Source organism: Nocardia sp. NPDC050717 (genome assembly GCF_040654275.1).
In the GTDB taxonomy this organism is placed as follows: domain Bacteria; phylum Actinomycetota; class Actinomycetes; order Mycobacteriales; family Mycobacteriaceae; genus Nocardia.
Window position 1 is genome coordinate 88,297 of record NZ_JBFAHR010000016.1, and the last position, 26,401, is coordinate 114,697.

A 26,401-nucleotide genomic window follows, 5' to 3' on the forward strand; every position below is an offset into this window, starting at 1 on the left:
CGATACCTCCGGTGCGAAACCGGCTCATCTCCTACACGAACGCGATGCCGCCGAATCGACAGCCCGACCACCCCGATTCTCGCCCGCCCACCCCGCGAGGTGCCCCGGATCGCCGGATCCGAGGCCGGCTATGGCGTGGGCGTTTGCGGACGTGGAGCGGGGGAGAGCCTCGACGGCCAGGGAAAGCTGGAGGGGATCGTGGGCAGCGCCCGAGGTACTCGGCTCGCCACGCGTATCGACGCGCGAGCGTCGCTCGCGCCTCCGGCGCGTAGTCGGGATTGAGTTCGGTGGCGCGCCGGATACGAGGTTCGGCGCTGCCCCATTCGTCGGCCCATCGCGAGCTGAGTCGCGCTCTGGCACAGATGGGCGAGGTCCGCGCCGGAGAATCAATCCGTCCGGTGAACCAGTGCGGCCAGGTCGATGCCGGCCACGGGGCGGTCACGCAGGTTCGAGTGGATGATCGAACGACGGGCTTCGGCATCGGGGAGCCCGACGAAGATCATGCGATCGAAGCGACCGGGTCGGCGCAGCGCCACATCGAGATCCCAGGGATGGTTGGTGGCGCCCAGCACGAACACTCCGTCATTGCTGTGGGTGGCCGAGTCCATCTCGGTGAGCAACTGATTCACCACGTTCCGCCACTGCGGGAGGTCCCGTCCACGCCAGCGCGGTTCCGTGGAACGGAGGCCTCGGCGTGCCACGATGAGGCGATGGAGCTGCTCGCGTCCGCCGCCGGGGACGGTCCGTCGCCGATCGTGTCGCTGTTCTGGATCGCGCTGGTCGCGGTGGTGGCGCCGCTGCTCTCGCGCGCCCTGCGCGGCTACGTGCCCGATGTGGTGATCCTGCTCGTGGCGGGGACGGTCCTCGGGCCCTTCGCGCTGGGCTGGGCGACCGAGGACGGCGGGGTCGACCTCATCAAGGAGCTCGGCCTCGGCATGTTGTTCCTGCTGGCGGGCTACGAGCTGGATCCGAAACTGCTCGGTGGCCGGTCCGGGCGGGTGGCCTGGCTGGTGTGGGTGGCGGGGCTGGTCTTCGCGTTCGGCTTGATGACCGTCCTGGCGCGCGAGGAGTCGACCACCAACCACATCGCGGTCGCCATCGCGATGACCTCCACCGCGCTGGGCACCCTGCTGCCGATCATCAAGCAGGCCGGACTCCTCGACACCCCGCTCGGGCGCGCGGTCCTCGCGCACGGCGCGGTCGGCGAGCTGGGCCCGATCGTGGCCATGTCGGTGCTGCTGAGCAGCCACAATGTCGGCGCCGCCCTCGTCGTGCTCGTCCTGTTCGTGGTGGCGGCGCTGCTGGTGGGACTGATCCCGCTGCGGCTGTTCGGCCGCATCCCCGATCTCGGCGCCGCGCTGGCGCGCATGGACGGCGGTACCTCCCAGCTGCCGGTGCGCGGGTCGATCCTGCTGCTGCTTGTCCTCATGGTGGTGGCCGAACGCTTCGACCTGGACGTGGTGCTCGGCGCGTTCGCGGCGGGCATGGTGCTGCGCAGGCTCATCGCCGCCGGTCACCCGCGCGTCGACGAACAGCTCGAGACCATCGGCTACGGACTGCTCATCCCGGTGTTCTTTGTGGTCTCCGGCATGGGTATCGACATGTCGGCGGTCGCGGGGCAACCGCTGCTGTGGGTGTCGTTCGTGCTGGCCATCGCCGTCGCCAGGGGCCTGCCGGTGTGGTTGAGCGAACGGTTCGTCCCGCACGGCCGCAACCTGGAGACGCCCCGCGAGCGCGCCCAACTCGCGCTGTTCGCCGCCACCGGCTTGCCGATCATCGTCGCCGTCACCCAGGTGGCCGTCTCGACGGAGCTGATGACGGCCGACACCGCCTCGGTTCTCGTCGCCGCCGGCGCGACGACCGTCCTGGTGTTTCCCCTGGTCGCGAGGCTGATCGGCGGGAAGACGCCGGTCGTCACCGCACCTGCCCATGAATGAGCTTGCATAGTCGTGCATAATCATCACATGGTTGATTCGTCGGGAGGACCCGTGTTGCGGGTGGCGGTTGCCGGTGCGAGTGGATACGCCGGTGGCGAGGTGCTGCGACTATTGCTTGCCCATCCCGAGTACCGAGCCGGGCGCCTCGAGATCGGGGCGCTGACCGCCGGATCCAACGCAGGCACCGCGCTGGGCGCGCTCCAGCCGCACCTGCTGCCGCTGGCCGACCGGATCCTGCAGGAGACGACCCCCGAGACCCTGGCCGGGCACGACATCGTGTTCCTCGGCCTGCCGCACGGCCAGTCCGGCGCCATCGCGCAGGCGCTGCCCGAGTCGACCGTGATCATCGACTGCGGCGCCGATTTCCGGCTCACCGATGCCGCCGCTTGGGAGAAGTACTACGGCGGCACCCACGCGGGCAGCTGGCCCTACGGACTGCCCGAACTGCCGGGCGGTCGCGAACGGCTGACCGGCGCGCGGCGCATCGCCGTCCCCGGCTGCTATCCGACCGTGTCGAGCGTCGCGCTGGCCCCGGCCGTCGCCGCGGGCATCATCGAGCCCACCGTGCACGTCGTCGCCGTGAGCGGCACCTCGGGCGCGGGCCGCAAGCTCGACATCGGCCTGCTCGGCTCGGAGGTGATGGGCAGCGCGCGCGCCTACAGTGTGGCGGGCGCGCACCGGCACACTCCCGAGATCGCGCAGAACCTGAAGGCGGCCGGCGGCGTCGACGTCACGGTGTCGTTCACCCCCGTGCTGGCGCCGATGCCGCGCGGCATCCTCGCCACCTGCACCGCCCCGGTGAAGGTGGACGCCGCCGAAGCACGCGCCGTCTATGAGAAGGCGTACGCCGACGAACCTTTCGTGCACCTGCTGCCCGAAGGGCTGCTGCCGCAGACGGGTTCGGTGCTCGGCTCCAACGCCATCACCCTGCAGGTCGCCGTCGACGCCGACGCGGGCCAGCTCGTGGTGATCGGCGCGGTCGACAACCTGACCAAGGGCACCGCGGGCGCCGCGGTGCAATCGATGAACCTGGCCGTCGGCTTCGACGAGACCGCTGGACTTTCCACCGTAGGAGTGGCACCGTGACGACCCCTGATCCGCACACGACGGACCACGGCAACCTGATCCACACCCAGGGCGTCACCGCCCCGCTCGGCTTCCGCGCCGCGGGCATCGCCGCGGGCATCAAGGCCAGCGGCAAGCCCGACCTCGCCCTGGTCCTCAACGAGGGCCCCGAATACGCGGCCGCCGGTGTGTTCACCACCAATCAGGTCAAGGCCGCGCCGGTGCTGTGGTCGCAGCAGGTGCTGAAGTCGGGGCGCGTGCGCGCGGTCATCCTGAACTCCGGCGGCGCCAACGCCTGCACCGGACCCGGCGGTTTCCAGGACACCCACAAGACCGCCGAGGAACTGGCTGCCGCACTGAGCAATTGGGGCACCGAGACCGGTGCGGGCGAGGTCGCGGTGTGTTCGACCGGCCTCATCGGCGATCGGCTCCCGATGGACAAGCTCATCCCCGCGATCACCGAGATCGTGCACGAGATGGGCGGCGGCATGTCCGGCGGCTCCGACGCCGCGCACGCCATCATGACCACCGACACCGTGCCGAAGGAATCGGCCTTCCACCATGAGGACAAGTGGAACGTCGGCGGCATGGCCAAGGGCGCGGGCATGCTCGCCCCCTCGCTGGCCACCATGCTCGTCGTGCTCACCACCGACGCGGTGGCCACGCCCGAGCAGCTCGACCAGGCGCTGCGCAAGGCCACCAAGTACACCTTCGACCGGCTCGACGTCGACGGTTCCTGCTCCACCAACGACACGGTGCTGCTGCTGGCCAACGGCGCCAGCGGCGTCGCGCCCTCGCAGCAGGACCTCGACGACGCCGTCTTCACCGTCTGCGACGACCTGGCCGCCCAGCTCATGGCCGACGCCGAGGGCGTCACCAAACGGGTGCAGATCACCGTCGCGGGCGCGGCCTCCGAGGACGAGGCGCTGACCGTGGCCAGGGCGGTCGCCCGCGACAGCCTGGTCAAGACCGCGCTGTTCGGCTCGGACCCGAACTGGGGCCGGGTGCTCGCCGCCGTCGGCATCGCCCCGGTGACGCTGGACCCGGACCGGATCGCGGTGTCGTTCAACGGCAATCCGGTCTGCGTCGACAGTGTCGGCGCGCCCGGTGCCCGCGAGGTCGACCTGTCCGGCGAGGACATCGACGTGCTGATCGAGCTCCATGTCGGCGAGGGCACCGCGATGGTGCGTACCACCGACCTCTCGCACGACTATGTCGAAGAGAACTCGGCGTACAGCTCATGAACGCCGGTGTGCTGCACAGTCTCTCGGCCCTGGACAAGGCGCATGTGCTGGCCGGCGCGCTGCCCTGGCTGCAGAAGTTCCGGGACAAGATCGTCGTCGTGAAGTACGGCGGCAACGCCATGATCGACGACGAGCTCAAGGCCGCCTTCGCCGCCGACATGGCGTTCCTGCGCACCGTCGGCGTGCACCCGGTGGTCGTGCACGGCGGTGGCCCGCAGATCACCGCGATGCTGAAGAAGCTCGGCATGGCAGGCGAGTTCCGCGGCGGTTTCCGCGTCACCACCCCCGAGGTGATGGACGTGGTGCGGATGGTGCTGTTCGGCCAGGTCGGGCGCGAGCTCGTCGGGCTGATCAACGCGCACGGCCCGTACGCGGTCGGCATCTCCGGCGAGGACGCGCACCTGTTCACCGCGACCAGGCGCACCGTCACGGTCGAGGGCGTCGCCACCGACATCGGCCTGGTCGGCGACGTCACCGAGGTGAACCCGGGCGCCGTGCTCGACCTGATCGACGCGGGCCGGATCCCGGTGGTCTCGACCATCGCCCCCGACGCCGACGGCGTGGTCCACAACATCAACGCTGACACCGCCGCCGCCGCGCTGGCCGAGGGCATCGGCGCGGAGAAGCTCGTGGTGCTCACCGATGTCGAGGGCCTCTACACCGACTGGCCGGACCGCTCGTCGCTGACCAGCGAGATCGACGCGGCCGCGTTGACGGAGTTGCTGCCACGCCTGGATGCGGGCATGGTGCCCAAGATGGAAGCCTGCCTGCGCGCCGTGCAGGGCGGGGTGCCCAGTGCACACGTGATCGACGGCCGGGTGCCCCATTCGGTGCTCCTGGAGTTGTTCACCGGCGAAGGAATCGGAACGATGGTGACCGCATGAGTGAAGTAGAGAAGCTGCAGCAGCGGTGGTCGGCCGCGATGATGAACAACTACGGCACCCCGAAGGTCGCGCTGGTGCGCGGCGCGGGCGCGGTGGTCTACGACGCCGACGGCAAGCGCTACGTCGACTTCCTCGGCGGCATCGCCGTGAACAGTCTCGGCCACGCCCACCCCGCCATCCTGGAAGCGGTCACCCAGCAGCTGGGCACGCTCGGCCACGTGTCGAACATCTATGCCAGCGAACCGGTGATCGAGCTGGCCGAGAAGCTGCTCGCGCACTTCGGCGACGGCGAGGGCAGGGCGTTCTTCTGCAACTCCGGCACCGAGGCCAACGAGGCCGCGTTCAAGATGGCCCGGCTGACCGGCCGGACCAAGATCGTCGCCGCCGAGGAGGCCTTCCACGGCCGCACCATGGGCGCGCTCGCGCTGACCGGTCAGCCGTCGAAGCGCGAGCCGTTCGCGCCGATGCCGCCCGGCGTCGTGCACGTGCCCTACGGCGACGCCGACGCGCTCGAGCGGGTGGTCGACACCGACACCGCCGCGGTCTTCCTGGAACCGATGATGGGCGAGAGCGGTGTGGTCGTCCCGCCGTTCGACTACCTGGCACGGGCGCGCGAGATCACCTCGCGGGCGGGCGCCCTGCTGATCCTCGACGAGGTGCAGACCGGAATCGGCCGCACCGGAACGTTTTTCGCGCATCAGGCTGTGGGCATCGTGCCCGACGCGATCACCCTGGCCAAGGGCCTCGGCGGTGGCCTGCCCATCGGCGCCGTGCTGGCGCAGGGCCGGGCCGCCGAACTGCTCACCCCTGGCCTGCACGGGACGACCTTCGGTGGCAATCCGGTGTGTGCCGCGGCGGCGCTGGCGGTGCTGCGCACGATCGACTCCGAAGATCTTCTCTCCCATGTGGAATGGGTGGGCAAGAAGCTCAGCGACGGTATCGCGTTGCTCGAGCATCCCGAGATCGATCATGTGCGCGGTGCGGGTCTGCTCATCGGCATCGTCTTGAAGAACGACATCTCGGCCCAGGTGGACGAGCGGGCGCGGGAGGCGGGCTACCTGATCAACCCCGCCAAGCCCGATGTGATCCGGTTGGCGCCGCCCCTGGTGCTCACCGAAACCCAGGCCGACAACTTCGTCGCCGACCTGCCCGAGATCCTCGACAAGGCCGCCGCCGATGCGAAGGGAGCCAGCAAGTGAGCCTGCGCCACTTTCTGCGCGACGACGACGTGACCCAGGCCGAACAGGCCGAAATCCTCGCCATCGCCGCGGAATTGAAGCAGAATCCGTTCGCGCACCGGCCGCTGGACGGCCCGCGCGGGGTCGGGGTGATCTTCGAGAAGAACTCCACCCGGACCCGGTTCTCGTTCGAGCTCGGCATCGCCCAACTCGGCGGACACGCGGTCGTCGTCGACGGTCGTGACACCCAGCTGGGCCGCGAGGAGACCCTCGGCGACACCGGCAGCGTGCTGTCGCGCTACGTCGAGGCCATCGTGTGGCGGACCTTCGAGCAGTCCCGGCTCGACGAGATGTCGGCGACCGCGACGGTTCCCGTGGTGAACGCGCTGTCCAACGAGTTCCATCCCTGCCAGGTGCTCGCCGATCTGCAGACGATCAGCGAACGCAAGGGCGCCCTGGCCGGGCTGAACCTCACCTACTTCGGTGACGGCGCCAACAACATGGCGCATTCGCTGCTGCTGGGTGGGGTGACGGCGGGCATGAACGTCACCGTCGCCGCTCCCGCCGGGTTCGAGCCGCTGCCGTGGATCCTCGAGGCCGCCGCGAAGCGGGCGGCCGAGACCGGCGCCACGGTGTCGGTCACCAACGACCCGGTCGCCGGTGCCACGGGCGCGGATGTGCTCGTCACCGACACCTGGACCTCGATGGGCCAGGAGAACGACGGCCTCGACCGGGTCGGCCCGTTCCGTCCGTTCCAGGTCAACGGTGCGCTGCTCGCCGCCGCCGATCCGGAAGCCATTGTGATGCACTGCCTTCCGGCGCACCGCGGCGAGGAGATCACCGACGAGGTGCTCGACGGCCCGCACAGTGTGGTCTGGGACGAGGCCGAGAACCGGCTGCACGCGCAGAAGGCGCTGCTGGTGTGGCTGCTCGCGAAAGCCGCCGCGTGAGACCGCGGGCCGGGGCCGGCGCGGAGGTCCGGAGATGAGCACGGCGCCCGAGAAGGGCTCGCCCGCCATCGCCCGCACCCGCGCCGGCCGCCAGTCCCGCATCGTCGAACTGCTGTCCGCGCACGCGGTCCGCAGCCAGACCGAACTCGCGGCCCTGCTCGCCGCCGAGGGCATCGAGACCACCCAGGCCACGCTCTCGCGTGACCTGGACGAACTCGGCGCGGTGAAGCTGCGCGCCGCCGACGGCGGCGCCGGGGTGTACGTGGTGCCCGAGGACGGCAGCCCCGTCCGCGGCGTCACCGGCGGCACCGGCCGGCTCTCCAAACTCCTCGGCGACCTGCTGGTCTCCACCGATGCCAGCGGCAACCTCGCCGTCCTGCGCACCCCACCCGGCGCCGCCCACTTCCTGGCCAGCGCCCTGGACCGCGCCGCCCTGCCCTTCATCGTCGGCACCATCGCCGGCGACGACACCATCGCGGTGATCGCCCGCGAACCCCTCACCGGCGCCGAACTCGCCGCGGAGATCGAACGCCTGGCCTGAGCGTCCCACCCGGAATCCGCTCGGCCACTGCGGGTCTCGGCCCGCACCGGGTGGAACGACATATGTTCACTTGCTGTTCCGCTGGCGTCGCCTGTGAGCTCGGTGAGCCGTGGGCGACACTCGGAGCCCGGTTCTCGACGAGGGGGAAGATGTGATCGATCGGCCGAGGGCGCTGGTTCGCCTGCAGCAGCATCGGGTCCGGCGGTATCGGAAGCTGGCCGCGGAGGCGGCGGCCATCGCGCCGAGCTGGCACGCGCGAACGCGACGGCGCCGACAGGTGCGCGTGCTGACTGTGCTGCTGGTGCTGTTCGCGTCGTCCTCGCTGCTGTTGCCCTTCGGCTGGGGCGCGGCGTACATGGTCTGGGGTCTGACGGTGCCGGCGCTATTGGTGCTCTCGATCCCGCTGGATCGGGTGATGGGCGGCCAGATCTGGGCGCCGGCGGAGATCCTCGACGCGGCGCAGCTCGAACAGCGGAATCATGCTCGGTCGATCGGATTCTCCCTGGTCGTGAAGTTGTCGATCATCCCCGTGCTGTGGTTGTACTTCGCGCCGGACCTGCACGGTCCGGACCTCGAGGACGTCATCCGCGGCTGCGCGCTGATGCTGGTCAGCCTGCTCACGGTCGGGGCCTATTCGCCGACCCTGATCCTGGCCTGGAACCGGCCCGATCCGGCTCCCGTCGGGGTGCCTGGGCCCGCACCCATCGTGTGAGGCGGTCTCCGGCGCAGGCGTGCGTGCTCACCTCGACCGGTGTGTGCTGTCGGCGAGACGGGGGCTTCTGGTCAGCCGAACGACTGTCCACACGGCCGCCCCGGCTGCCAGCGCCGCGCCGGTCAGCAGGATGGCCGCGGTGGCACCGAAGGCCATCCACGCGGGCATCACCTGTTCGAGCCCGCGGACCAGCGCGGCCAGGGCGAACAGGCCGCCGATCAGCGCGGCACCGGCGGCGACGACGAGGACCACGGACGCGGCGGCGGCCAAGCGCAGCCTGCCGGCGAGGGCCACCGTCACGGTGACGGCCTGGTGACGTGCGCGGCGGGCGAGCGGGGAACGCAGCACACCGCGGAGGACGGACTGCGGGCGCGGCGGGGTGCTCTGGTGGGTCATGGCGAATTCCTGTCGATCAGTGGGCGAGCAGTGGGGAGCCGACTTCGCTGACCAGCCAGCGGTCGGCGTCCCTGCGCAGCGTCATGGTGACCGCGAGCTGGCCTGGCGTGGGGGTGCCCTGGGTGCCGAGGCTCGTGATCGTCTGGTTGATGACGGCGACGGCGCGTGCGGTGGTCTCGTCGGCGGATTCGAGGGCGCAGCGGACAGTGCCGACGGTGGAGACCACCTGGCCCTGGGTCAGGACGTCGCGCAGATCCTTGCTGGTGGCGTCGAATTCGGTCTTCCATGCGCCGGTGGCGCCCGCCAAGACCGCGGCGAAATAGGTGTCGAGATCCTTGGCGTCGTACCGGGCCAGCACCGGGGCGTACGCGCAGGCTGCGTGCTGGGCGGCGGCGCGAGCGTCCTCCCTGGAACGGATGCGATGGTTGTCCACGGCAGAGTAGGCGGCGACGCCGACCGCGACCAGCGCGACGACCGAGATCGCGGTGACGGTACGACCCGAGGTGAGTCGACGGCGAATCGACGGGAGCGCACGCGATGGGGTGGGGTCCGCCTGATCTGTTCTCGGTGGGGTGCTGATCTCGGACCCCACCGCCTCGCCGGTCGCCAGATCGATGTCCTCGCGTTCGGTGTCGGCCTTCGGCTGCTCATCGGTGGTCATGGGAACGTCCTCGGGTGGTGAATTCATTTGGCGGGCAGGGGAACCGACAGCTCGTCGCCGGCGACGCCGGGCGGTGGACCGGATCCGTTGTCGGGAACCGCGGGCCGCGGCGCGTTGGCCGACCCGCGGATCTGCAGTTCGGGGCGGCTGGTGACGCAGTAGTTGTAGAGCCTGGTGCGGCCGTCGGAGACCTCGACGGGCGAGACCGGGACGGTGTCGTATTCGCAGGTCGGTCGCGGCCATGCCTCGGCCAGCGTGTGAAAGGCATTGTCGTGCGCCGGAACACCGACGGCGACGACACCGGTGCGCAGCGCCGGGAACAGCGCTGCCATCGCCGGCGTGCGCAGCCGGGCCGCCCTGGTGATCGCGACGACGTTGGTCACCAGGTTCGTCAGCGGATCAGTCGTCTCGGCGAGCACCCCGCCCAGCGCGGCCAGCCGGCCCGGACCGAGGTCGAGCAGCTCGCGCACCTCCTGATCGGCGGCGCTCATCTGGTCGAACAGCGTGCCCGAACCGCGCACGAGCGTGCCGAGATCGGGTTGCGCGTGACTGGTCGTCTCCGCGATGACCTGGAGATTGCGAATCAGTTCGGTGGTCTGCGGCAGCAACCCGGTGAGTCCGGCCATCGCGTGACTGAGTCCGCTGATGACGGTGCGCAGCACGTCGGGCCCGCCGCCGAGCGCGCGCTCGAGTTCGTCGACGATCACGGTGAGCCGCGCCGGATTCAGGCCGGCCACCAGCGCCCCGGTGTTCGACAGGAACGAGTCGATGGTGACCGGGGTGCTCACCTGATCCGCGGATACGACGGCACCGTCGGCGAGGTAGGGGCCGTCACCCGTGGTCGGCCGGAAGTCGAGATATTGCTCGCCGGCCGCCGACAACCGGCCCACCGCCACGGGGGAGCCGACGGGAATGGCCGCGGCAGTGTCGATGTCGGCGTCGGCGCGAATCCCGGTGCCGTCGATGCCGATCGCGCGCACCGACCCCACCCGCACGCCGCGAACGGTGACGGGGCTGTGCGGCAGCAGGCCACCGGAGCGGTCCAGGTGCACCCGCACCGTGTATGTCGTGCGCAGCGGCCGCACCCCGACCACGTCGACGGCGATGTACCCGGACCCGACGACGAGCAGCCCCACCATCCCGAGCAGGGCGAACGCCGTCCGGGCGCCGTATGCCCAACGGGCAAGGCGGACAACGAGTCCTGCGCTCCGATCGATCATCGGTGGCCTCCCTGCAGCCGGCCGAGTACCCGCGCCAGCACCTGCGACAGACTGCCGATGAAGGCCGTCACATCGCTGCCGTCGGGCATCCTGCTGCCCGAGGGGTCGGTGAGCGCGCCGATGTCCAGGAACGACACCGTCGCCGCGACCGCGAGACTCGACCCCTCGGTGCTCGCCTTCACGGCGGGGGCGAGGGCGTTGAACTGGTCGAGGGTGCCCGCGAGATCGTCGCCCATCCGGGTGAATCCCGCCATCAGGCGCTGCACGCTGTCGAACAGGCTGAGGAATTCCGGTCCGGTGGTCTCGGTGAAGTCACCGAGCGCGGCGGTCACCGTGGACACCTTGGTCGTGAGATCGGTGATGGCCCTGTTGTTCTCGGCGATCACCGCGATCAGATCGGGGAAGGCGTCGGCGGCCTGACCGAGTTCGGCCTTCCGGGCGCGCAGGGTCGTGGTGAGGCCGTCGAGGCCGACCAGAACCGAATCTATCTGTCCGGTGCGCTGATTCAGCGCCGTGAGCACGGCGGTGAGTTCGGTGAGCAGATGGGCCAGCTGAGGGCCGCGGCCACCGACGATCGCGTTGAGCTCCGAGGTGATCCGGGCGACCTGATTCATCGCCCCACCGTCGAGCAGCATCGACATCGCCAGCATGAGCTCCTCCACCGAGGCACCCGCGGAGGTGTGCGCCCGGTCGATGACGTCGCCGTCGCCGAGCAGCGGCGCGCCGGGGCGGTGCTCGGGCAGCGTGACGGCCACGTGGATGTCACCGAGCGGCGTCGACTGCCGCAGTTCGGCGCGGGTGCCGCGCGGCAGCGCGATGTCGCGGCGAACCTCGAGCTCGACCTCGGCCACGAAGTCCATGGTGTCGATCCCGGTCACCACGCCGATGTCGACGCCGCCGATCTTCACCCGCGCCCGTTCCGGGAGATTGAGCGCGTTGTCGAACTCCGCGCGCAGCCGATACGACGGGCCGTCCACACCGGGCCTCGGCAGTGGCACGGTGTCGACGGTGCACGCGGCCAGACTCAGCGTGGCCAGCACCGTCGCGGCGGCGCGGGCGGGACGGCCGGTCATTCGGTGAGTCCCAGCAACGCGGCGGTCAAGCCGAAGTCCGGGCCGAAGTCCATCAGCTTGCCGGTGCGGCAGCCGTCGGCGCGCAGGGCGAGCCGCTCGCACAGGGTCGACAGGATCTCGTTGTCCAGCAACGTCTTGTCGGTGAGCAGATGCAGCCGCATCGCCTGATGCTCGGTGCTGACCGAGCGGCTCAGGTTCTCGAACAGCAGCGGCGCCACGTCGACGATCTCGGTGAGCCCGCGCGCGTTGTCACGCATCTGGGCGGTGATACCGACGAGACGGTGCACCGCGTCGGTCAGCGGCACCCGGTTCTCCGTGAGGACGGTCGAGGTGTTGGCGACGAAATCGTCGACCTGGGCGAGCACCGCCGCCAGCCCGGGTGCCTGCTCGGCGAGCAGCGTCACCAGGTCGGTGAGGCGGGCGCTGAAGTCGCGCACCGTCTGATCGTTGCTCGCCACCACGGCGGTGAGTTCGTTCAATGCGATGATGGTGCTGGTGATCTGGTCGCGGTTGGCCAGCGTCACCTCGAAGGCGCCCGCCAGCGAGTCGAGAGTCTCGCGGATGCGGTCGCCGTTGCCGTCGAGCATCGGGAACAGGACACGGCTGGCCATCGGGCCGTCGGTGTCGTCGCCCTTCAGCGATGCGCCGAGCTGCTCGAAATTGCGCAGGATCCGATCGAGCTCGACAGGAGTCCTGGTGCGCGCCAACGGGATATGCGTGCCGTCGGTCAGCATCGGGCCGTCACCGGTGTAGGCGGGGGTGAGTTCCACGTGCCGATTGGTGATGAGCTGCGGGGAGACGAGCGCCGCCATCGCCTCGGCAGGCAGCTCGGTGCTCTCCTCGATGGTCATCCGCACCTCGACGAAGGCTCCCCGCTGCTCGATCGCGTCGACCCGGCCCACCGGAACACCGAGCACCGAGACCTCGTTGCCGACGAAAAGACCGGCGGCACTGTCGAAATCGGCGCTGATCTGCATCGTGTCCGGCCGCAGCGACATCGGAATCGATGAGCATCCGGCACCGGCCACGGTCAGGGCCACCAGGGCGGCGGCTCGGAGCGCTCTGCGCATCATCGGCACCCCTCGACGACCTGGGCCAGGCACAGCCAGTTGTCCGGGAACAACCACGGCATATAGACCTCTCCGTACGGACCTTGGCCGAAGCCGTTGTTGAACTGGCGCATCGTCACCGGCATCACCTGATACAGCGCGTCGAGGTTGGCGCGGTTCTTCTCCAGGCCCTGCGACATGGTGTTCAGGCTGTGGATGAGCGGGCCGAGTCTGCCGCCGTTGTCGACGCCCATGTCCCGCAGGATCTTCGACGCGGCGGCGACATTGTCGAGCAGCGCACGGATCAGGTCCCGGCGGCGGGTCACCGCGTCGCCGATCGCCTGCCCCCTGGTCAGCAGCAGGAGCACGCTGTTCTGGTTGTCGGCGATCAGGCCCGACACCTGGTCCATGCTGTCGAGCAACCGGTCGACCTCGTCACGGCGCGTGGCCACGACCTTCGCCAGCGCGCCGACGCTGTCGAGCGCCTGTGCGGTGAGGTGTGGTGAGTCACCCATCTGCCTGCTGACCGCGTCCAGGCTGTCGCGCAACGCATTCGGGTCGAGCCGCTCGAGGTGTTCGAAGGAGTTGCGGTACTTCGGGTCGTTCACGACCTTGGCCAGGTTGTAGGGAACGGTCGTGGCCGACAACGGAATCCGCTGCCCGTCGAGGTCGGTGCCCCGGCCTGGGTCGAGCTCGACGTGCATCTTGCCGAGAATCGTCGACATCTCGATCGCGGCCGTGGCGTCGCGGCCGAGTTCCACCTCCGAGCGCAGGCTCATCGCCACCACCACGCGATCACGTTCCAGCCGCACCGATTTCACGGTGCCCACCTCGATGCCGGCGATGTCGACACTGTTGCCCGTCCGCAGTCCGGCGGCCTGGGCGAACTCGGCGTGCACCGTCGCCTTGCCGAGTTCGGCGCGGGCGAGCACGCCGGAACCGAGCACCAGCGCCACCACGGCGGCGCCCGCCGCCAAGCCGAGCCACAGGTTGCGGTTGCGGGCCGAGGCGCGCACATGCGCGAACAGGGAGCCGATCATCGGCACACCTCCGTGTGAGAATTGCCGCCGACCTGGGAGAACAGCCCGCGTGGGAACAGCACGCCCCACAGCGACACATCCAGGCTGCAGACGTGGGCGTTGATGTAGGTGCCGTTGCCCGCGATCCGGGCGAGCCCGGCCAGCACCAGCGGCAGTTCGATCGCCGAACGGTCCAGGCGCTCGCCGTTGGACAGCAGCAGGTCGACGCCGGTGCTCGCCTGTTGCTGGGCCAGCGCCATGCCCGGTGCGACCCGTCCGATGAGGTCGGTCAGCGCGGTCGTGGATTGGGCGATGCCCGTGACCGCTTCGCTGAGCACCGCGCCCTGCTCGTACAGGCCCGTCACCAGGGCGCGGGACTGGGTGATGAGGGTCTCCAGCTCGCCGCTGCGGTGGGCCAGGCTCGCGATGACATCGCTCAGATTGCTGATCACCGCGCCGAGGATCTGGTCGCGTTCCCCGAAGGTAGCGGCCAGCGCGGCGGCCTGGGTGATCAGCGCCGACAGCGAGACGCCGTCGCCCTGCAAGGCCTGGACGAGGGTCTCCGACAGCGAGTTCACCTCGTCGGGCTGCAACAGGCTGAACAGCGGCTCGAAACCGGAGAGCATGGTCGAGACGTCGAACGAGGATTCGGTGCGTTCCAGGGGAATCGAGCCGCCGGCGGGCAGCGGGTCACCCCCTGCGTCGCCCACCTCCAGCGCGACATAGCGCTGACCGATCAGATTCTGATACCGGATGAGCGCCTTGGTGGTGGTGCTCAGGCGCTGACGGGCCTGCACGGACAGGGTCACCCTGGCATGCCTGCGATCGACCAGGTCGATCGCGTCGACCCGGCCGACCCGCACTCCGGCAATCCGCACGTCGTCGCCTTCGCGCAGGCCGAGCACATCGGTGAAGGTGGCGCTGTAGCGATGGGTGTCACCGGGAACGGAGCGCTGCAGGGTCGACCAGATCGTGGCGGTCGCGACGACCGAGAGCGCGACGAACACGGCGAGCCCGAGGTAGGTGGTGCGCGAACGCATGTCAGTGTCCTCCGGACGGGCTGTCGAGGGTGACGGTCGCACCGGTCAGCACGGTGCCGAGCAGCAGCAGCTCGGTGAGGTTCGGCCTGCCGCCGACGATCGCCGCGACGGCATCCGGGCCGGTCAGAGCGATCGGCTCGGTGGTGCTCGCCGGTACGGTGAGTCCGGGAATCACCAATCCTGGGATGGTGGGTAGCGACAGCCCCGGCAGGGTGGGCGGCGTCAGCGTCGGCAGGCCCGGCATCGGGGCCGGCCCCGCCGTGCCGAGCCATCCCGGCAACAGCTGGCTCGGATAGTTCTGTGGCGCGGCGACTTCGGGCACCGAGGGTCCACCGCATCGAGGACCGCTCTGCGTGCCGTAGCGGGGGCAATCGGCCGCGGTGTACTGGCGGAACGGGGTGAACGACACCGTGATGTCCCAGCGCATCTGCTTGCTCGGTCCCCACGTGAACACCGTGGCCAGGCGGTTCAGGGACGCACCGAGTCCGGTGACGGTGTCGGTGAGCGCCGAGGGATCCGCCGCCAGCGCGCCGAACGTCTCGTCCAGACCGACCACGAGTTCCTTGCCCGCGTCGGGATTCCGGGCGAACAGGACCTGGGTCGCGTCGGTGGCGGTGCCCGCGGCGGTGAGCAGCTCGACGACCTGCGCGCGGCGCTCGGTGATCGTGCGGGCCGTCCGCACCGAGCGGCCGAGGGCATCGACGAGGTCGGGCGCCGACTGGTTCACCGCGGCCGTCGCCGCGCCGAGATCGCCGAGCAGCGTGCCGATCCCGGGCAGCGCGCGGACCTCGGTGATCCACTGGTCGAGTCGTTCGATGGTCGAACCGGGCAGGCGGGTGTCGCCGTCCAGCGCGTCCGCGAGGGTGGCCAGTACCCGCGCCAGCTTGGCGGGCTGAATGCGGTCGAGGACGTCGCGCAGGGTGGTCAGCGTTGTCTGCAGGGCGACCGTGGCGCCGCTGGTGTCCTGTTCGACCACCGCGCCCGGCCCGAGCGCCGAGGGGGCGGCGCCGTTGTCGACCAGTTCGATCGCGGTGACGCCGAAGATGTTGGCCGGCACGACCCGGGCGGTGACCGTGGCCGGAATCGACGCGGCCGCAACCGGTTCCAGCCGCAGACCGACGCGCTGCCGCAGACCCTTGTCCGCGATCTCGACGTCGGCGACCGCGCCGACGAGCATGCCGCGGAAGCGCACGTCCGCCCGGGCGGGCAGGCCGTCGCCGGTGCTGGTCAGCACGGCCGTCACCGCGACGGTGTCTTCGAAGTGGCCGCCGTAGCGCAGCCCGAGCAGGGCCACCACGGTCGACAGACTGGCCGTCATCGCCACTCCGGCCAGGCCGAGGCGCCTGCGCGACCAGCCGCGCCCACTGGGATCCGGATACATCTCGACCACCTATCCCGAGATCCGGATGCCCGGGTCGACGCCCCAGACGGCCAGGGTGAGCAGCAGATTGAGGAAGACGACCACGATGATGGTCATCTTGATGGCCCGGCCCGCCGCGACACCGACACCCTCCGGACCCCCGGCGGCGATGTAGCCGTAGTGGCATTGGATGAAGGTCGCGACGAGCACGAAGGCGACCGCTTTGAGCACCGAGTAGACGATGTCGCCGGGGTCGAGGAACTGGTGGAAGTAGTGGTCGTAGGTGCCGATGCCGCTGCCGCCGAGGAAGAACACCGTCACCTTCGTGGACAGATAGGCCGTGGCCATGCCGATGCTGTAGAGCGGCAGGATCGCCACCGCCGCGGCCAGCATGCGGGTGGTGATCAGATAGGGGAGTGGCCGGATGGCCATCGACTCCAGCGCGTCGATCTCCTCCGCGATCCGCATCGAGCCGATCCGTGCGGTGAACCGGCACCCGGCCTGGGCGGCGAACGCGATCGTCGCCAGCAGCGGGGCCAGCTCGCGGGTAGTGGCGAAGCCGGAGATCGCTCCGGTGAGTGGGCTCATGGTGAGCAGGTCCAGCGCGGTATGTGATTCCATGCCGACGGTGACGCCGCCGAACCCGCACAGGATGAGGACCACGCCCACCGTGCCGCCGCCGACGACCAGCGCGCCGTTGCCCCAGGTGACGTCGATGATCAGCCGCACGACCTCTTTGCGGTAGTGCCGCACGGCGAACGGGATCGCGAGGAGCGCTTCGGCGAACACCAGGCCCTGGTGTCCCAGACGGATGGTGGCCTCGGTGACCGGCCGCCCCGCCCGGCGGAGCGCACGCCACGGCCGCAGCGCGGGTGGTGCGTAGTTCGCCATCTAGAGCACCTTCGACGGGAACACGGTGTTGTAGATCTGGGTGAGCGCGATGTTCGCCGCGAACAGGACGATCGCCGAGCTGACGACCGCGGAGTTCACCGCGTCCGCGACGCCGCCGGGTCCGCCCTTGGTGTGCAGTCCCGCGTCGCAGGCGATGATCGCGGTGAGCGCTCCGAACACCGCCGCCTTCACGATGGCCACCAGCAGGTCGCTCGCGACCGCGAACGAGGCGAAGGTACTGATGTACGAGCCGGGGGTGCCGTCCTGGACGAAGACGTTGAACACGTACCCCGTGGCGAAGCCGATGAACACGACGAATCCGCACAGCAGCATGCTCACCGACACCGCGGCCAGCAGTCGCGGCGCGACCAGCCTGCGCACCGGGTCGACGCCCATCACCCGCATCGCGTCGATCTCCTCGCGGATGGTGCGTGAGCCGAGGTCCGCGCAGATCGAGGAGCCGACAGCGCCGGCGATCATCAGCGAGGTGACCAGTGGCGCGCCCTGCCGGATGATGCCGAGCCCGTTGACGGCGCCGATGAAGGTGGTCGCGCCGACCTGACCGACCAGCGAGCCGATCTGGATCGAGACCACCACCGCCACCGGGATGGCGACCAGCAGCGTTGGTGTGGCTGAGACACTGGCCATGAAGGAGCACTGCCGGAGGAATTCCCGCAGCGGAAAGCGGCGATTCGCCAGGGCGAGCACCAGTTCGACGCCGGCTCGCCAGCCCATCGTCACCTGGCGGCCCGCGGTCTCGACCGACTGCTGCGGGTGGGTGCGCCACCAGCGCTGGACGAACTCGACGACGAGTTCCTGATCCCTTGGTGTGCTGGGAGTTTCGGTTGTCGTGACGATGACGATCACCCCGGGTTCGGTGCGGCTGCCCGCGTGTGCGACCAGAACTGACTGATGAGCTACGCGGCCGTACAAGTCAATTTCTACGGTCGCGTAGCCAACAGTCTGAGACAGTAGCAATACCTCGCTCAGGTGTCTGCGAATTGGGGCATGATCGCTGGGTGAGCGTGCAGCGGAAGTCGGCCGGGGTGTGGCAGGTATCGGGCGCCGGGCGCTCCCGGGGGCGCAATACACCCAGGCTGCCGCCCGCCCAGCGCAGGGAGCAGCTGCTCGACGCCGCTCTGCGCGTGGTCGCCCGTGACGGGTTGGCCCGGTTGACGATGCAGGCCGTCGCGCGGGAGGCGGGCGTGGCCAAACCGGTGCTGTACGCCGTGTTCCCCGCGGCGCCGGAACTCGTCGCGGCGCTGCTGCGCCGCGAGCACGCCGCGGGGATGGCACAGGTGTTCGCGGCCATGCCCGCCGACCTGCGCGACACCGACCCCGACGCGGAGTTCGTGGCGGCGCTGATGGCGTTTCTCGACGCGGTGGCCGCCGATCCGGCGCGCTGGCGGTTGATCCTGCTGCCCAGTGACGGTGCGCCCGTGGGCTATCGGGAACTCCTCGGTACGGCCAGGGACGAGATGGTGTGCCACGGCACGGATCTGCTCAAGCAGGGCCTGCGCCTACGCGGCGGCGCGGCCGAGGTGGATGTGGAACTGATCGGTCACGCGCTGTTCGGCTTCGCCGAAACCCTGGGCAGGATGGTGCTGTCCGATCCGCGCCGATTTCCGCCGGACCGGTTACGGCCCGTGGTGCGGTCCCTGCTGCGGACCGTGCCGAGACCGTCCCGCGAGGGCTGAGCGCACGGGCTCAGCCCGTCGACAACCGGCGCCAGGTCCACTCGACCCGGATGTCGAGGGGCGCGTCCACGGTGACCATCCGGGGCTGGGTGTTGAGACCGTCGGGCGGCCCGGACTGGGCTTCGACCGACAGCGACTCTGTCGGCAATGTCCACACGACGACGTCGGAAACCGGGCTGGTGACGGTGAATTCGAGGAAGCCGGGCCAGGTGAGACGGGCGTGGACGCCGTCGGGCATGGCGAAGCAGTCGTCCCACGGCGGCGGCGTCGGCGGGATGTGGCGGCCGGTGGGCAGGTAGTTCTCGCCGCGCTCGTACTGCCAGGCGGGGTGGAAGTCGAGTTCGAGCGGGCCGGTGGCGGGGGCGAGCTCGCGCAGGAACCACGGATGCCAGCCGCCCTGCGCGGGGAACGGATCGCCGTCGGTGGCGATGCGCATGGTCAGGGTGAGACCGGTGTCGGTGAGCGCGAAGGTCTGGGTGACGGTGCCCGCGAACGGCCACGGCTCGACCAACCGGTACCGCAGTGTGGCGGCGGCGGGGGAGACCGTCACCACCTCCCACTCGCCGTCCCGGACGGTGCCGTGGATGCTGTGCGGTCCGTTGTTGATCGGCATCCGGTAGACGCGCCCGTCGACGGCGAATGTGCCGTAGCCGAGCCTGCCCGCCCACGGTGCCATGACGAAACAGCCGGTCCCCGGGTCCTGCCGGAGCAGTTCGGTGCCGTCGACGGTCAAGCTGTGTAGCGCCCCGCCGTCCGCGGGGGCGAGGGTGAGAGTGGCGGTGCCCGCGCGCAGCGTCACCTCGTCGGCGGTCATGCGCGGAGACTAGCGGTTCCGGCCGGGCACCGGCCGGAACCCACGCCGGTCAGTTGAACGGGTACTGGCCCCCGCCACCGCCGCCGCCCTGATTGTTCGGTGTCGCGACGTCGATGATGTCCTGGACGAGCGAGACGATCGCCCGCCCGACCTCGAGAACCCCGTTGCCGAGGGTGGAGAATTCCTGCGCGATGTAATGGAGCATCTTGTTCGTCCTCACGTCTGGCGAGCCGAATAGTGCTCTCCCAGAGTGCCACACGTCGCGCGCGGGTGGGCTCACTCAGGACGCGAGGAAGTTCAGGATGGCCAGGGCCAGGGGGGAGCTCAGGTCGAAGAGCACCCGGCCGATGTGCAGGCCGAGGGTGGCGCCGGATTCGTAGTGGTCGGACAGGAACTGCAGGATCGCGTCCTCGGGCATGATGTGTTCCTCCTGGTCGGGTCGCCGCGGGGCTAGGTGAAGAACGGCTGCAGGAGCGGCGCGCCCATGTCGATGACGACCTTCGCGACGGACAGGCCGAGGTTGCCGAGCCCGATCACGACATGGCCGATCAGGTCGTAGTTGTCCTGGGCGAAATCTCGTAGCTGCTGCATGGTGACGTACTCCTTGATCCCGACCGATTCCGAAACTCGATGTGACCACCGTCTCACATTCGGGGTTTGCTGCCAAGATGCCAGGCGGTGTAGTCCCAGGTGATCGCGGTTTTCGGGCGATCTCACCGAGGTGGCGACCCCCGGTGATGAATGAGATTGCATCATCGTGCATAATCATTTGCAGCAACGGCGCGAGCCGAATCGGCGGCCGGAGCATCCATACTGCTCAGGGCAGCCCGTGCAGCGGAACGACAACACTTCGAGGAGCACAACAGACATGTCCGATCGCGTCGTACTCGCCTACTCCGGTGGGCTGGACACCTCCGTCGCCATCAGCTGGATCGCGAAGGAGACCGGTGCCGAGGTGGTGGCCGTGGCCATCGACCTGGGCCAGGGTGGCGAGGACATGAACGTGGTGCGCCAGCGCGCCCTGGACTGCGGCGCCGTCGAGGCGATCGTGGTCGACGCGCGCGACGAGTTCGCCGACGAGTACTGCCTGCCCACCATCCAGGCCAACGCCATGTACATGGGCCAGTACCCACTGGTCTCGGCCATCAGCCGCCCGCTGATCGTCAAGCACCTGGTCGAGGCCGCGAAGTTCCACAACGCGACCACCGTCTCGCACGGCTGCACCGGCAAGGGCAACGACCAGGTCCGCTTCGAGGTGGGCATCGGCGCGCTCGCGCCCGACCTGGACGTCATCGCCCCGGTCCGCGACTACGCCTGGACCCGCGAGAAGGCCATCGCCTTCGCCGAGGAGAACAACCTCCCGATCAACGTCACGAAGAAGTCGCCGTTCTCCATCGACCAGAACGTGTGGGGCCGCGCGGTCGAGACCGGCTTCCTCGAGGACCTGTGGAACGCCCCCACCAAGGACGTCTACGACTACACCGCCGACCCGACTGTCAACTTCGAGGCGCCCGACGAGGTCATCATCACCTTCGACAAGGGTGTGCCGGTCGCCATCGACGGCCGCCAGGTCACCGTGCTGCAGGCCATCGAGGAGATGAACACTCGCGCCGGTCGCCAGGGTGTCGGCCGCCTCGACATGGTCGAGGACCGCCTCGTCGGCATCAAGAGCCGTGAGATCTACGAGGCGCCGGGCGCCATCGCGCTGATCACCGCGCACCAGGCGCTGGAGAACGTCACCATCGAGCGCGAGCTGGGCCGCTACAAGCGTCAGGTCGAGCAGCGCTGGGGCGAGCTGGCCTACGACGGCCTGTGGTTCTCCCCGCTCAAGCGCGCCCTGGACGCCTTCGTGCAGGACACCCAGCAGCAGGTCTCCGGCGACATCCGGATGGTGCTGCACGGTGGCTCCGCCGTGGTCAACGGCCGCCGCTCCGAGCAGTCGCTCTACGACTTCAACCTGGCCACCTACGACGAGGGCGACACCTTCGACCAGTCGCTGGCCAAGGGCTTCGTGCAGATCCACGGCCTGTCCTCGAAGGTCGCCGCGCGTCGCGACCTGAACCAGAAGTAGCACCGAGCCACCGCGTCCCCGGTTCCGACAGCTGACGGGCCGGGGACGCGGCATGCGCGCACCCGGGACCCGGCGGCCGGGTGGCACCGGCGCCCGCGCGGCTGGTTACGGTGGTCACCGGCACACCCCCCACGCCCTTCGATCCGAGGAGACAGCACACCATGACCGACGGCGGCAGCACGAACACCGGTGCCCTCTGGGGTGGGCGTTTCGCGTCCGGGCCCGCCGAGGCGATGGCGGCGCTGAGCAAGTCGACGCACTTCGACTGGGCACTGGCGCCCTACGACATCCGCGCCTCCCAGGCGCACGCCCGGGTGCTGCACAAGGCGGGGCTGCTCTCCGCGGAGGATCTGTCCGGCATGCTGGCCGGGCTGGACGCCCTGGCCGCCGACGTGGCCTCGGGCGCGTTCGGTCCCGCCGAGTCGGACGAGGACGTGCACGGCGCGCTGGAGCGCGGCCTGATCGAGCGGGTCGGCGCCGAGCTCGGTGGCCGGTTGCGGGCGGGCCGCTCGCGCAACGACCAGGTGGCCACGCTGTTCCGGATGTGGCTGCGCGACGGCGTGCGCCGGGTCGCCGCGGGCCTGCTCGACGTGGTCGACGCGCTCGTCGCCCAGGCCGCCGCGCATCCCGAGGCCGTGATGCCCGGCAAGACGCACCTGCAGGCCGCCCAGCCGGTGCTGCTCGCCCACCACCTGCTCGCGCACGCCCACCCGCTGCTGCGCGATCTGGAACGCCTGCGCGACTTCGACAAGCGTGCCGCGATCTCGCCCTACGGTTCGGGCGCGCTCGCCGGTTCCTCGCTGGGCCTGGACCCCGAACAGATCGCCGCCGAACTGAATTTCACCGCCGCGGCGGCCAATTCGATCGACGCCACCTCCGCGCGGGACTTCGCCGCCGAGGCCGCGTTCGTCCTGGCCATGATCGGCGTGGACCTGAGCCGGATGGCCGAGGAGATCATCCTCTGGAGCACACCGGAATTCGGGTACGTCACCCTCGCCGACGCCTGGTCGACGGGCTCGTCGATCATGCCGCAGAAGAAGAACCCCGATGTCTCCGAGCTGACCCGCGGCAAGGCGGGACGCCTGATCGGCAACCTGACCGGCCTGCTCGCCACGCTGAAGGCCCAGCCGCTGGCCTACAACCGGGACCTGCAGGAGGACAAGGAGCCGCTGTTCGACTCGGTCGCGCAGCTCGAGCTGCTGCTGCCCGCCATCGCGGGCCTGGTCGGCACCCTGACCTTCCACACCGACCGGATGGCCGAACTCGCCCCCGCGGGCTTCACCCTCGCCACCGACATCGCCGAATGGATGGTGCGCCAAGGTGTTCCGTTCCGGGTCGCCCACGAGGCGGCCGGTGCGTGCGTGCGGGTCGCCGAGGGTCGTGGCGTCGGCCTCGACGCGCTCACCGACGCGGAGTTCGCGGCCGTCGACCCGGCGCTGACCGCGGGCGTGCGCGAGGTCCTCACGGTCGAGGGCTCCATCGCCTCCCGCAACGCGCGCGGCGGCACCGCAGGCGTGCGCGTCGCCGAACAGCTCGCCGAGGTGCGTGCCGACGCCGAGGACGCCCGCGCCTGGCTGAGCTGATCTCCGCGCGATGGCGGCCACGGCGAATCCCGGTGCCGCGCCGGGCTACTCTGCGGCCATGACCTTGCTCTTCCTCGCGCTGGCCATCGCCTCCGAAGTCACCGCGACGGTGTCGCTCAAGCTGTCCGAGGGGTTCACCAAGCTGGTGCCCTCGATCGTCGTGGTGCTCGGCTACGGCACCGCGTTCTACTTCCTGTCCCAGGCGTTGAAGCGCGGGATGGGCATCGGTGTCGCCTACGGGATCTGGTCGGCCGTCGGTGTCGCGGCCATCGCCGCGATCGGCGTGCTGTTCCTGGGGGAGCGCCTCACCCTGGTGCAGGTCGGCGGAATCGGGCTGGTGATACTCGGCGTTCTTGCCCTGGAACTCGGTGGCGCGCACTGAGCGACCGGGCCACCGGCACACCGGTCGCGGAACAGCGATTCGGTCACGCTACAACTCGGCGCGCACCCTGAATCCCGCGTCGCGCAAAGAGTCCAGGACATCATCCCGGTGCGCGGGACCGCGTGTTTCCACCGTGAGCGACACCTCGACCTCGTCGACGGCCAGCCACATCCCCGTGCGGGAGTGGGCGACGTCGACGACACTCGCGCCCGCGCGCCCGACGACACCGAGCAGCTCCGACAGCGCGCCGGGGCGGTCGGCGATGGTCACCCGCATCGCCAGGTAGCGGCCCGCCGCGCTGAGACCGTGTCCGATCACCCGGGTGAGCAGCAGCGGGTCGATGTTGCCGCCGGACAGGACCGTGACGACAGGGCCGGGCAGGTCGCGCTCGCGCAGGGCGGGGGTGAGCAGGGCGGCGACCCCGGCGGCACCCGCGGGCTCGACGATGAGCTTGGCCCGCTCCAGGCACAGCAGCAGCGCCTTGGACAGCGCGTCCTCGTCGACCGTGACGATCTCGCGCACCAGCTCGGCCACATGGGCGAAGGGCACCGCGCCCGGCAACCCCACCGCGATACCGTCGGCCATGGTCGCCATCCTCGGCACCCGCACCGGCCTGCCCGCGGTGAGCGAATCCGGCCAGGCGGCCGCCTCGGCCGCCTGCACACCGATCACCTCGACATGCGGCGCCAGCGCGTGCAGCGCGACCGCGATCCCCGCCAGCAGCCCACCGCCACCGGTCGGCACGACGACGGTCCCGACATCGGGAACCTGCTCGAGGATCTCCAGCGCGACCGTCGCCTGGCCCGCGACGATGTCGGGATGGTCGAACGGATGGATCAGCGTTGCCCCGGTGCGCTCGGCGAATTCCTGTGCGGCCAGCAGTGATTCATCGATGGTGTCGCCCACCAGATGCACCTCGGCGCCGTAGGCGCGGGTCGCGACCAGCTTGGGCAGCGACGCGCCGATCGGCATGAACACCGTCGAGCTGATGCCCAGCTCGGCGGCCGACCACGCCACGCCCTGCGCGTGATTGCCCGCGCTCGCCGCGACCACCCCGCGCGCCCGCTCGGCCGCGGGCAGATTCGCGATCCGGTTGTAGGCGCCGCGCGGCTTGAACGACCCGGTCCGCTGCAGGTTCTCGCACTTGAGCAGTACCTGCGTCCCGATCCGCTCCGACAGCACGCGCGACCCCACGGTCGGCGTGCGCCGGATCACCGGCGCGAGCAACCGCGCCGCCGCCTCGACCTGTTCGATCCCGACGCTCTCCATGGGCCACATCGTGCCAGCCCGCCGCCGCGCTCACGCGCATGTTCCCGGACGCGGGATCACCAGGCCTGTGGCGGCGGCATCGGCCGCGCGGTGATCGGCGCCCGCGCCCGCCGGTCCGCCGACCGGCTCCGCTCAGGCGAGAGCGGCGGCCTTGGCGATGTTGTGCGCGCGGGTGCCGAGGCGGGTGAGCCTGGCGTCGCCGAGCGGGGTGAGTTTGCCGCCGAGGCGGTTGGTCACGAAGGCCAGCGAGAGCCCGGTCGCCGGATCGGCGAAGGCGCCGGAGCCGCCGAGGCCGAAGTGCCCGAACGCCGAGATCGGGTCGGCCTTGGACGGTTTCATCGGCACGCCGTGGAACCCGAGCGCCCACGGGATGCGGAAGGCGAGCACGTAGTCGGGCGTGAACACCTGCCGGGTGGACATGCGCCGCACCGTCTCGGGCCGCAGTACCTGGGTACCGTCGAACTCGCCCCTGCCCGCGAGGGCGGCGTAGACCTTGGCCAGCGCGCGCGCCGAGAACACCCCGTTCACGCCCGGCATCACCGAGTCGTGGATGCGTGGATCGACGATGAGGTCGGCGAACCCGCGCGGCGTGGTCTCCGCGGCCGCCGCGAACCGGGTGCGGGTGAGCAGCTCCGAGCCGCGCTCCCACTCCATGCCCGCGGCGCGCAGCCGGGGGAAGGTGGTGGCGATGCGATGCCGCTCCTCCTTCGGCACCCGGAACCAGAGCTCTTCGGCGCCGAGGGGTTCGGCGAGCTCGGCGCGCACCACGTCGACGAACTCGCGCCCGGTGGCCCGGCGCACCAGCTCTGCGGCCAGGTGCCCGAAGCTGATGCCGTGATAGCCGCTGGTGACCCGGTGTCGCGGGTCGGGGGTCGCCGCCGCGAGGGCCGCGGTGACGGCCTCGTCGTCGAGGAACCGGTCGACCGGCCCCGGCAGCAGCCCGCGCAGCCGGTGCAGCCCGGCCCGGTGGGTGAGCACGTCGCGCACGGTGATGTGCGCCTTGCCCGCGGCGGCGAATTCCGGCCAGTACTCGGCGACCGCGGTGTCGTAGTCGAGCTGCCCGCGTTCGACGAGTTGGTGGATCACCGTGGCGGCCACGCCTTTTCCGGTGGAGAAGGCCAGCGCCACCGAATCCGCGGACCACGGCACGCCGGGGGCGGAGTAGCCGGCCCACACATCCACCACCGGTTCGCCGTGCAGGTACACACACAGCGCGCCGCCGCCGTGCGCGGGCGTGCGGAACAGACTGTCGAACATGGTGACCAGGCTGACGAAACGGCGATCCACCGACTGCGTTGTCGAAACTCCCATCCCCCGAGCATGCCACCCCGTTTCGGGGACCGACCGGTACGGTGATCGTTTCCT

General features: G+C 70.2%; 28 protein-coding genes and 1 pseudogene. 12 read left to right on the top strand and 17 right to left on the bottom strand.

Features of this window, described 5'->3' with window-relative positions:
* Nucleotides 1-389: 389 nt before the first annotated feature.
* Nucleotides 390-632, bottom strand: a pseudogene (locus AB0H56_RS26735) (ATP-binding protein); the annotation flags it as partial.
* 78 nt (nucleotides 633-710) lie between these two features.
* On the opposite strand from AB0H56_RS26735, the gene AB0H56_RS26740 reads away from it, so the two are divergent.
* From AB0H56_RS26740 to AB0H56_RS26775, 8 genes are all read left to right on the top strand, one after another.
* The gene (locus AB0H56_RS26740) at nucleotides 711-1,937 is read left to right on the top strand and encodes a cation:proton antiporter (protein ID WP_357168212.1); all 1,227 of its coding nucleotides are present in this window, start codon (nucleotides 711-713) and stop codon (nucleotides 1,935-1,937) included.
* Between the two features lie 27 nt (nucleotides 1,938-1,964).
* Nucleotides 1,965-3,023 (top strand): N-acetyl-gamma-glutamyl-phosphate reductase, encoded by a 1,059-nt coding sequence (gene argC, locus AB0H56_RS26745; RefSeq protein ID WP_357168214.1) that lies wholly within the window; start codon nucleotides 1,965-1,967, stop codon nucleotides 3,021-3,023.
* Complete coding sequence (gene argJ, locus AB0H56_RS26750) at nucleotides 3,020-4,246, top strand: bifunctional glutamate N-acetyltransferase/amino-acid acetyltransferase ArgJ (RefSeq protein ID WP_357168216.1); 1,227 nt, start codon at nucleotides 3,020-3,022, stop codon at nucleotides 4,244-4,246. Before argC ends, argJ begins: the two co-directional genes overlap by 4 nt.
* Nucleotides 4,243-5,130 carry an acetylglutamate kinase gene (gene argB / locus AB0H56_RS26755; protein WP_357168218.1) on the top strand — a complete coding sequence of 296 codons (888 nt, stop codon included), beginning with the start codon at nucleotides 4,243-4,245 and terminating at the stop codon, nucleotides 5,128-5,130. Before argJ ends, argB begins: the two co-directional genes overlap by 4 nt.
* The gene (locus AB0H56_RS26760) at nucleotides 5,127-6,329 is read left to right on the top strand and encodes an acetylornithine transaminase (protein WP_357168220.1); all 1,203 of its coding nucleotides are present in this window, start codon (nucleotides 5,127-5,129) and stop codon (nucleotides 6,327-6,329) included. The genes argB and AB0H56_RS26760 overlap by 4 nt, the downstream gene beginning before the upstream one ends.
* Nucleotides 6,326-7,258, top strand: a complete 933-nt coding sequence (gene argF, locus AB0H56_RS26765; protein WP_357168222.1) for an ornithine carbamoyltransferase — start codon at nucleotides 6,326-6,328, stop codon at nucleotides 7,256-7,258. The genes AB0H56_RS26760 and argF overlap by 4 nt, the downstream gene beginning before the upstream one ends.
* A gap of 34 nt (nucleotides 7,259-7,292) precedes the next feature.
* Nucleotides 7,293-7,799 carry an arginine repressor gene (locus tag AB0H56_RS26770; protein ID WP_232997968.1) on the top strand — a complete coding sequence of 169 codons (507 nt, stop codon included), beginning with the start codon at nucleotides 7,293-7,295 and terminating at the stop codon, nucleotides 7,797-7,799.
* Between the two features lie 151 nt (nucleotides 7,800-7,950).
* A complete protein-coding gene (locus AB0H56_RS26775; protein ID WP_357168224.1) occupies nucleotides 7,951-8,511 on the top strand; it encodes a hypothetical protein in 561 nt (186 codons plus the stop codon).
* A 27-nt stretch (nucleotides 8,512-8,538) separates the two neighbouring features.
* On the opposite strand, the gene AB0H56_RS26780 is transcribed toward AB0H56_RS26775, so the two are convergent.
* Genes AB0H56_RS26780 through AB0H56_RS26825 form a run of 10 tightly spaced genes read right to left on the bottom strand, consistent with a single transcriptional unit; the run spans nucleotide 8,539 to nucleotide 18,078 of the window.
* Complete coding sequence (locus AB0H56_RS26780) at nucleotides 8,539-8,907, bottom strand: hypothetical protein (RefSeq protein WP_357168226.1); 369 nt, start codon at nucleotides 8,905-8,907, stop codon at nucleotides 8,539-8,541.
* 16 nt (nucleotides 8,908-8,923) lie between these two features.
* Nucleotides 8,924-9,568 (bottom strand): hypothetical protein, encoded by a 645-nt coding sequence (locus AB0H56_RS26785; RefSeq protein ID WP_357168228.1) that lies wholly within the window; start codon nucleotides 9,566-9,568, stop codon nucleotides 8,924-8,926.
* 23 nt (nucleotides 9,569-9,591) lie between these two features.
* Nucleotides 9,592-10,788, bottom strand: coding sequence for an MCE family protein (locus AB0H56_RS26790; RefSeq protein ID WP_357168230.1), 1,197 nt, complete (start codon nucleotides 10,786-10,788; stop codon nucleotides 9,592-9,594).
* On the bottom strand, nucleotides 10,785-11,861 hold the full coding sequence (locus tag AB0H56_RS26795; RefSeq protein WP_357168232.1) for an MCE family protein: 1,077 nt from the start codon (nucleotides 11,859-11,861) through the stop codon (nucleotides 10,785-10,787). Before AB0H56_RS26795 ends, AB0H56_RS26790 begins: the two co-directional genes overlap by 4 nt.
* The gene (locus AB0H56_RS26800; RefSeq protein WP_357168234.1) at nucleotides 11,858-12,934 is read right to left on the bottom strand and encodes an MCE family protein; all 1,077 of its coding nucleotides are present in this window, start codon (nucleotides 12,932-12,934) and stop codon (nucleotides 11,858-11,860) included. Before AB0H56_RS26800 ends, AB0H56_RS26795 begins: the two co-directional genes overlap by 4 nt.
* Complete coding sequence (locus AB0H56_RS26805; protein ID WP_357168236.1) at nucleotides 12,931-13,950, bottom strand: MCE family protein; 1,020 nt, start codon at nucleotides 13,948-13,950, stop codon at nucleotides 12,931-12,933. The genes AB0H56_RS26800 and AB0H56_RS26805 overlap by 4 nt, the downstream gene beginning before the upstream one ends.
* Nucleotides 13,947-14,969, bottom strand: a complete 1,023-nt coding sequence (locus AB0H56_RS26810) for an MlaD family protein (protein ID WP_357168238.1) — start codon at nucleotides 14,967-14,969, stop codon at nucleotides 13,947-13,949. Before AB0H56_RS26810 ends, AB0H56_RS26805 begins: the two co-directional genes overlap by 4 nt.
* A gap of 1 nt (nucleotide 14,970) precedes the next feature.
* Entirely contained in the window at nucleotides 14,971-16,350 is a 1,380-nt protein-coding gene (locus tag AB0H56_RS26815) for an MCE family protein (RefSeq protein ID WP_357168240.1), read from the bottom strand.
* Between the two features lie 9 nt (nucleotides 16,351-16,359).
* Nucleotides 16,360-17,220, bottom strand: coding sequence for an ABC transporter permease (locus tag AB0H56_RS26820; RefSeq protein WP_357168242.1), 861 nt, complete (start codon nucleotides 17,218-17,220; stop codon nucleotides 16,360-16,362).
* On the bottom strand, nucleotides 17,221-18,078 hold the full coding sequence (locus tag AB0H56_RS26825; RefSeq protein WP_357168307.1) for an ABC transporter permease: 858 nt from the start codon (nucleotides 18,076-18,078) through the stop codon (nucleotides 17,221-17,223).
* A 161-nt stretch (nucleotides 18,079-18,239) separates the two neighbouring features.
* Between AB0H56_RS26825 and AB0H56_RS26830 the strand changes: the two genes are divergently transcribed.
* Nucleotides 18,240-18,917, top strand: coding sequence for a TetR/AcrR family transcriptional regulator (locus AB0H56_RS26830; RefSeq protein ID WP_357168244.1), 678 nt, complete (start codon nucleotides 18,240-18,242; stop codon nucleotides 18,915-18,917).
* A gap of 10 nt (nucleotides 18,918-18,927) precedes the next feature.
* Here AB0H56_RS26830 and AB0H56_RS26835 read toward each other — a convergent pair whose 3' ends face one another.
* From AB0H56_RS26835 to AB0H56_RS26850, 4 genes are all read right to left on the bottom strand, one after another.
* Nucleotides 18,928-19,731, bottom strand: a complete 804-nt coding sequence (locus AB0H56_RS26835) for an aldose 1-epimerase (RefSeq protein ID WP_357168246.1) — start codon at nucleotides 19,729-19,731, stop codon at nucleotides 18,928-18,930.
* Between the two features lie 49 nt (nucleotides 19,732-19,780).
* Nucleotides 19,781-19,936: a hypothetical protein gene (locus tag AB0H56_RS26840; protein ID WP_167456418.1), complete on the bottom strand. Its 156-nt coding sequence runs from the start codon at nucleotides 19,934-19,936 to the stop codon at nucleotides 19,781-19,783.
* Nucleotides 19,937-20,011: 75 nt separating this feature from the next.
* Nucleotides 20,012-20,149, bottom strand: coding sequence for a hypothetical protein (locus AB0H56_RS26845; protein WP_357168248.1), 138 nt, complete (start codon nucleotides 20,147-20,149; stop codon nucleotides 20,012-20,014).
* 32 nt (nucleotides 20,150-20,181) lie between these two features.
* Nucleotides 20,182-20,322, bottom strand: coding sequence for a hypothetical protein (locus AB0H56_RS26850; RefSeq protein WP_357168250.1), 141 nt, complete (start codon nucleotides 20,320-20,322; stop codon nucleotides 20,182-20,184).
* 277 nt (nucleotides 20,323-20,599) lie between these two features.
* Between AB0H56_RS26850 and AB0H56_RS26855 the strand changes: the two genes are divergently transcribed.
* From AB0H56_RS26855 to AB0H56_RS26865, 3 genes are all read left to right on the top strand, one after another.
* The gene (locus AB0H56_RS26855; RefSeq protein ID WP_110040510.1) at nucleotides 20,600-21,802 is read left to right on the top strand and encodes an argininosuccinate synthase; all 1,203 of its coding nucleotides are present in this window, start codon (nucleotides 20,600-20,602) and stop codon (nucleotides 21,800-21,802) included.
* A 161-nt stretch (nucleotides 21,803-21,963) separates the two neighbouring features.
* Nucleotides 21,964-23,385, top strand: coding sequence for an argininosuccinate lyase (argH, locus tag AB0H56_RS26860; RefSeq protein WP_357168252.1), 1,422 nt, complete (start codon nucleotides 21,964-21,966; stop codon nucleotides 23,383-23,385).
* A 58-nt stretch (nucleotides 23,386-23,443) separates the two neighbouring features.
* Nucleotides 23,444-23,767: a multidrug efflux SMR transporter gene (locus AB0H56_RS26865; protein ID WP_280218324.1), complete on the top strand. Its 324-nt coding sequence runs from the start codon at nucleotides 23,444-23,446 to the stop codon at nucleotides 23,765-23,767.
* Nucleotides 23,768-23,815: 48 nt separating this feature from the next.
* Here AB0H56_RS26865 and ilvA read toward each other — a convergent pair whose 3' ends face one another.
* Both ilvA and AB0H56_RS26875 read right to left on the bottom strand, forming a co-directional pair.
* Nucleotides 23,816-25,045, bottom strand: a complete 1,230-nt coding sequence (gene ilvA, locus AB0H56_RS26870) for a threonine ammonia-lyase (RefSeq protein WP_357168254.1) — start codon at nucleotides 25,043-25,045, stop codon at nucleotides 23,816-23,818.
* A gap of 123 nt (nucleotides 25,046-25,168) precedes the next feature.
* Complete coding sequence (locus tag AB0H56_RS26875; protein WP_357168256.1) at nucleotides 25,169-26,347, bottom strand: serine hydrolase domain-containing protein; 1,179 nt, start codon at nucleotides 26,345-26,347, stop codon at nucleotides 25,169-25,171.
* Nucleotides 26,348-26,401 lie beyond the last annotated feature (54 nt).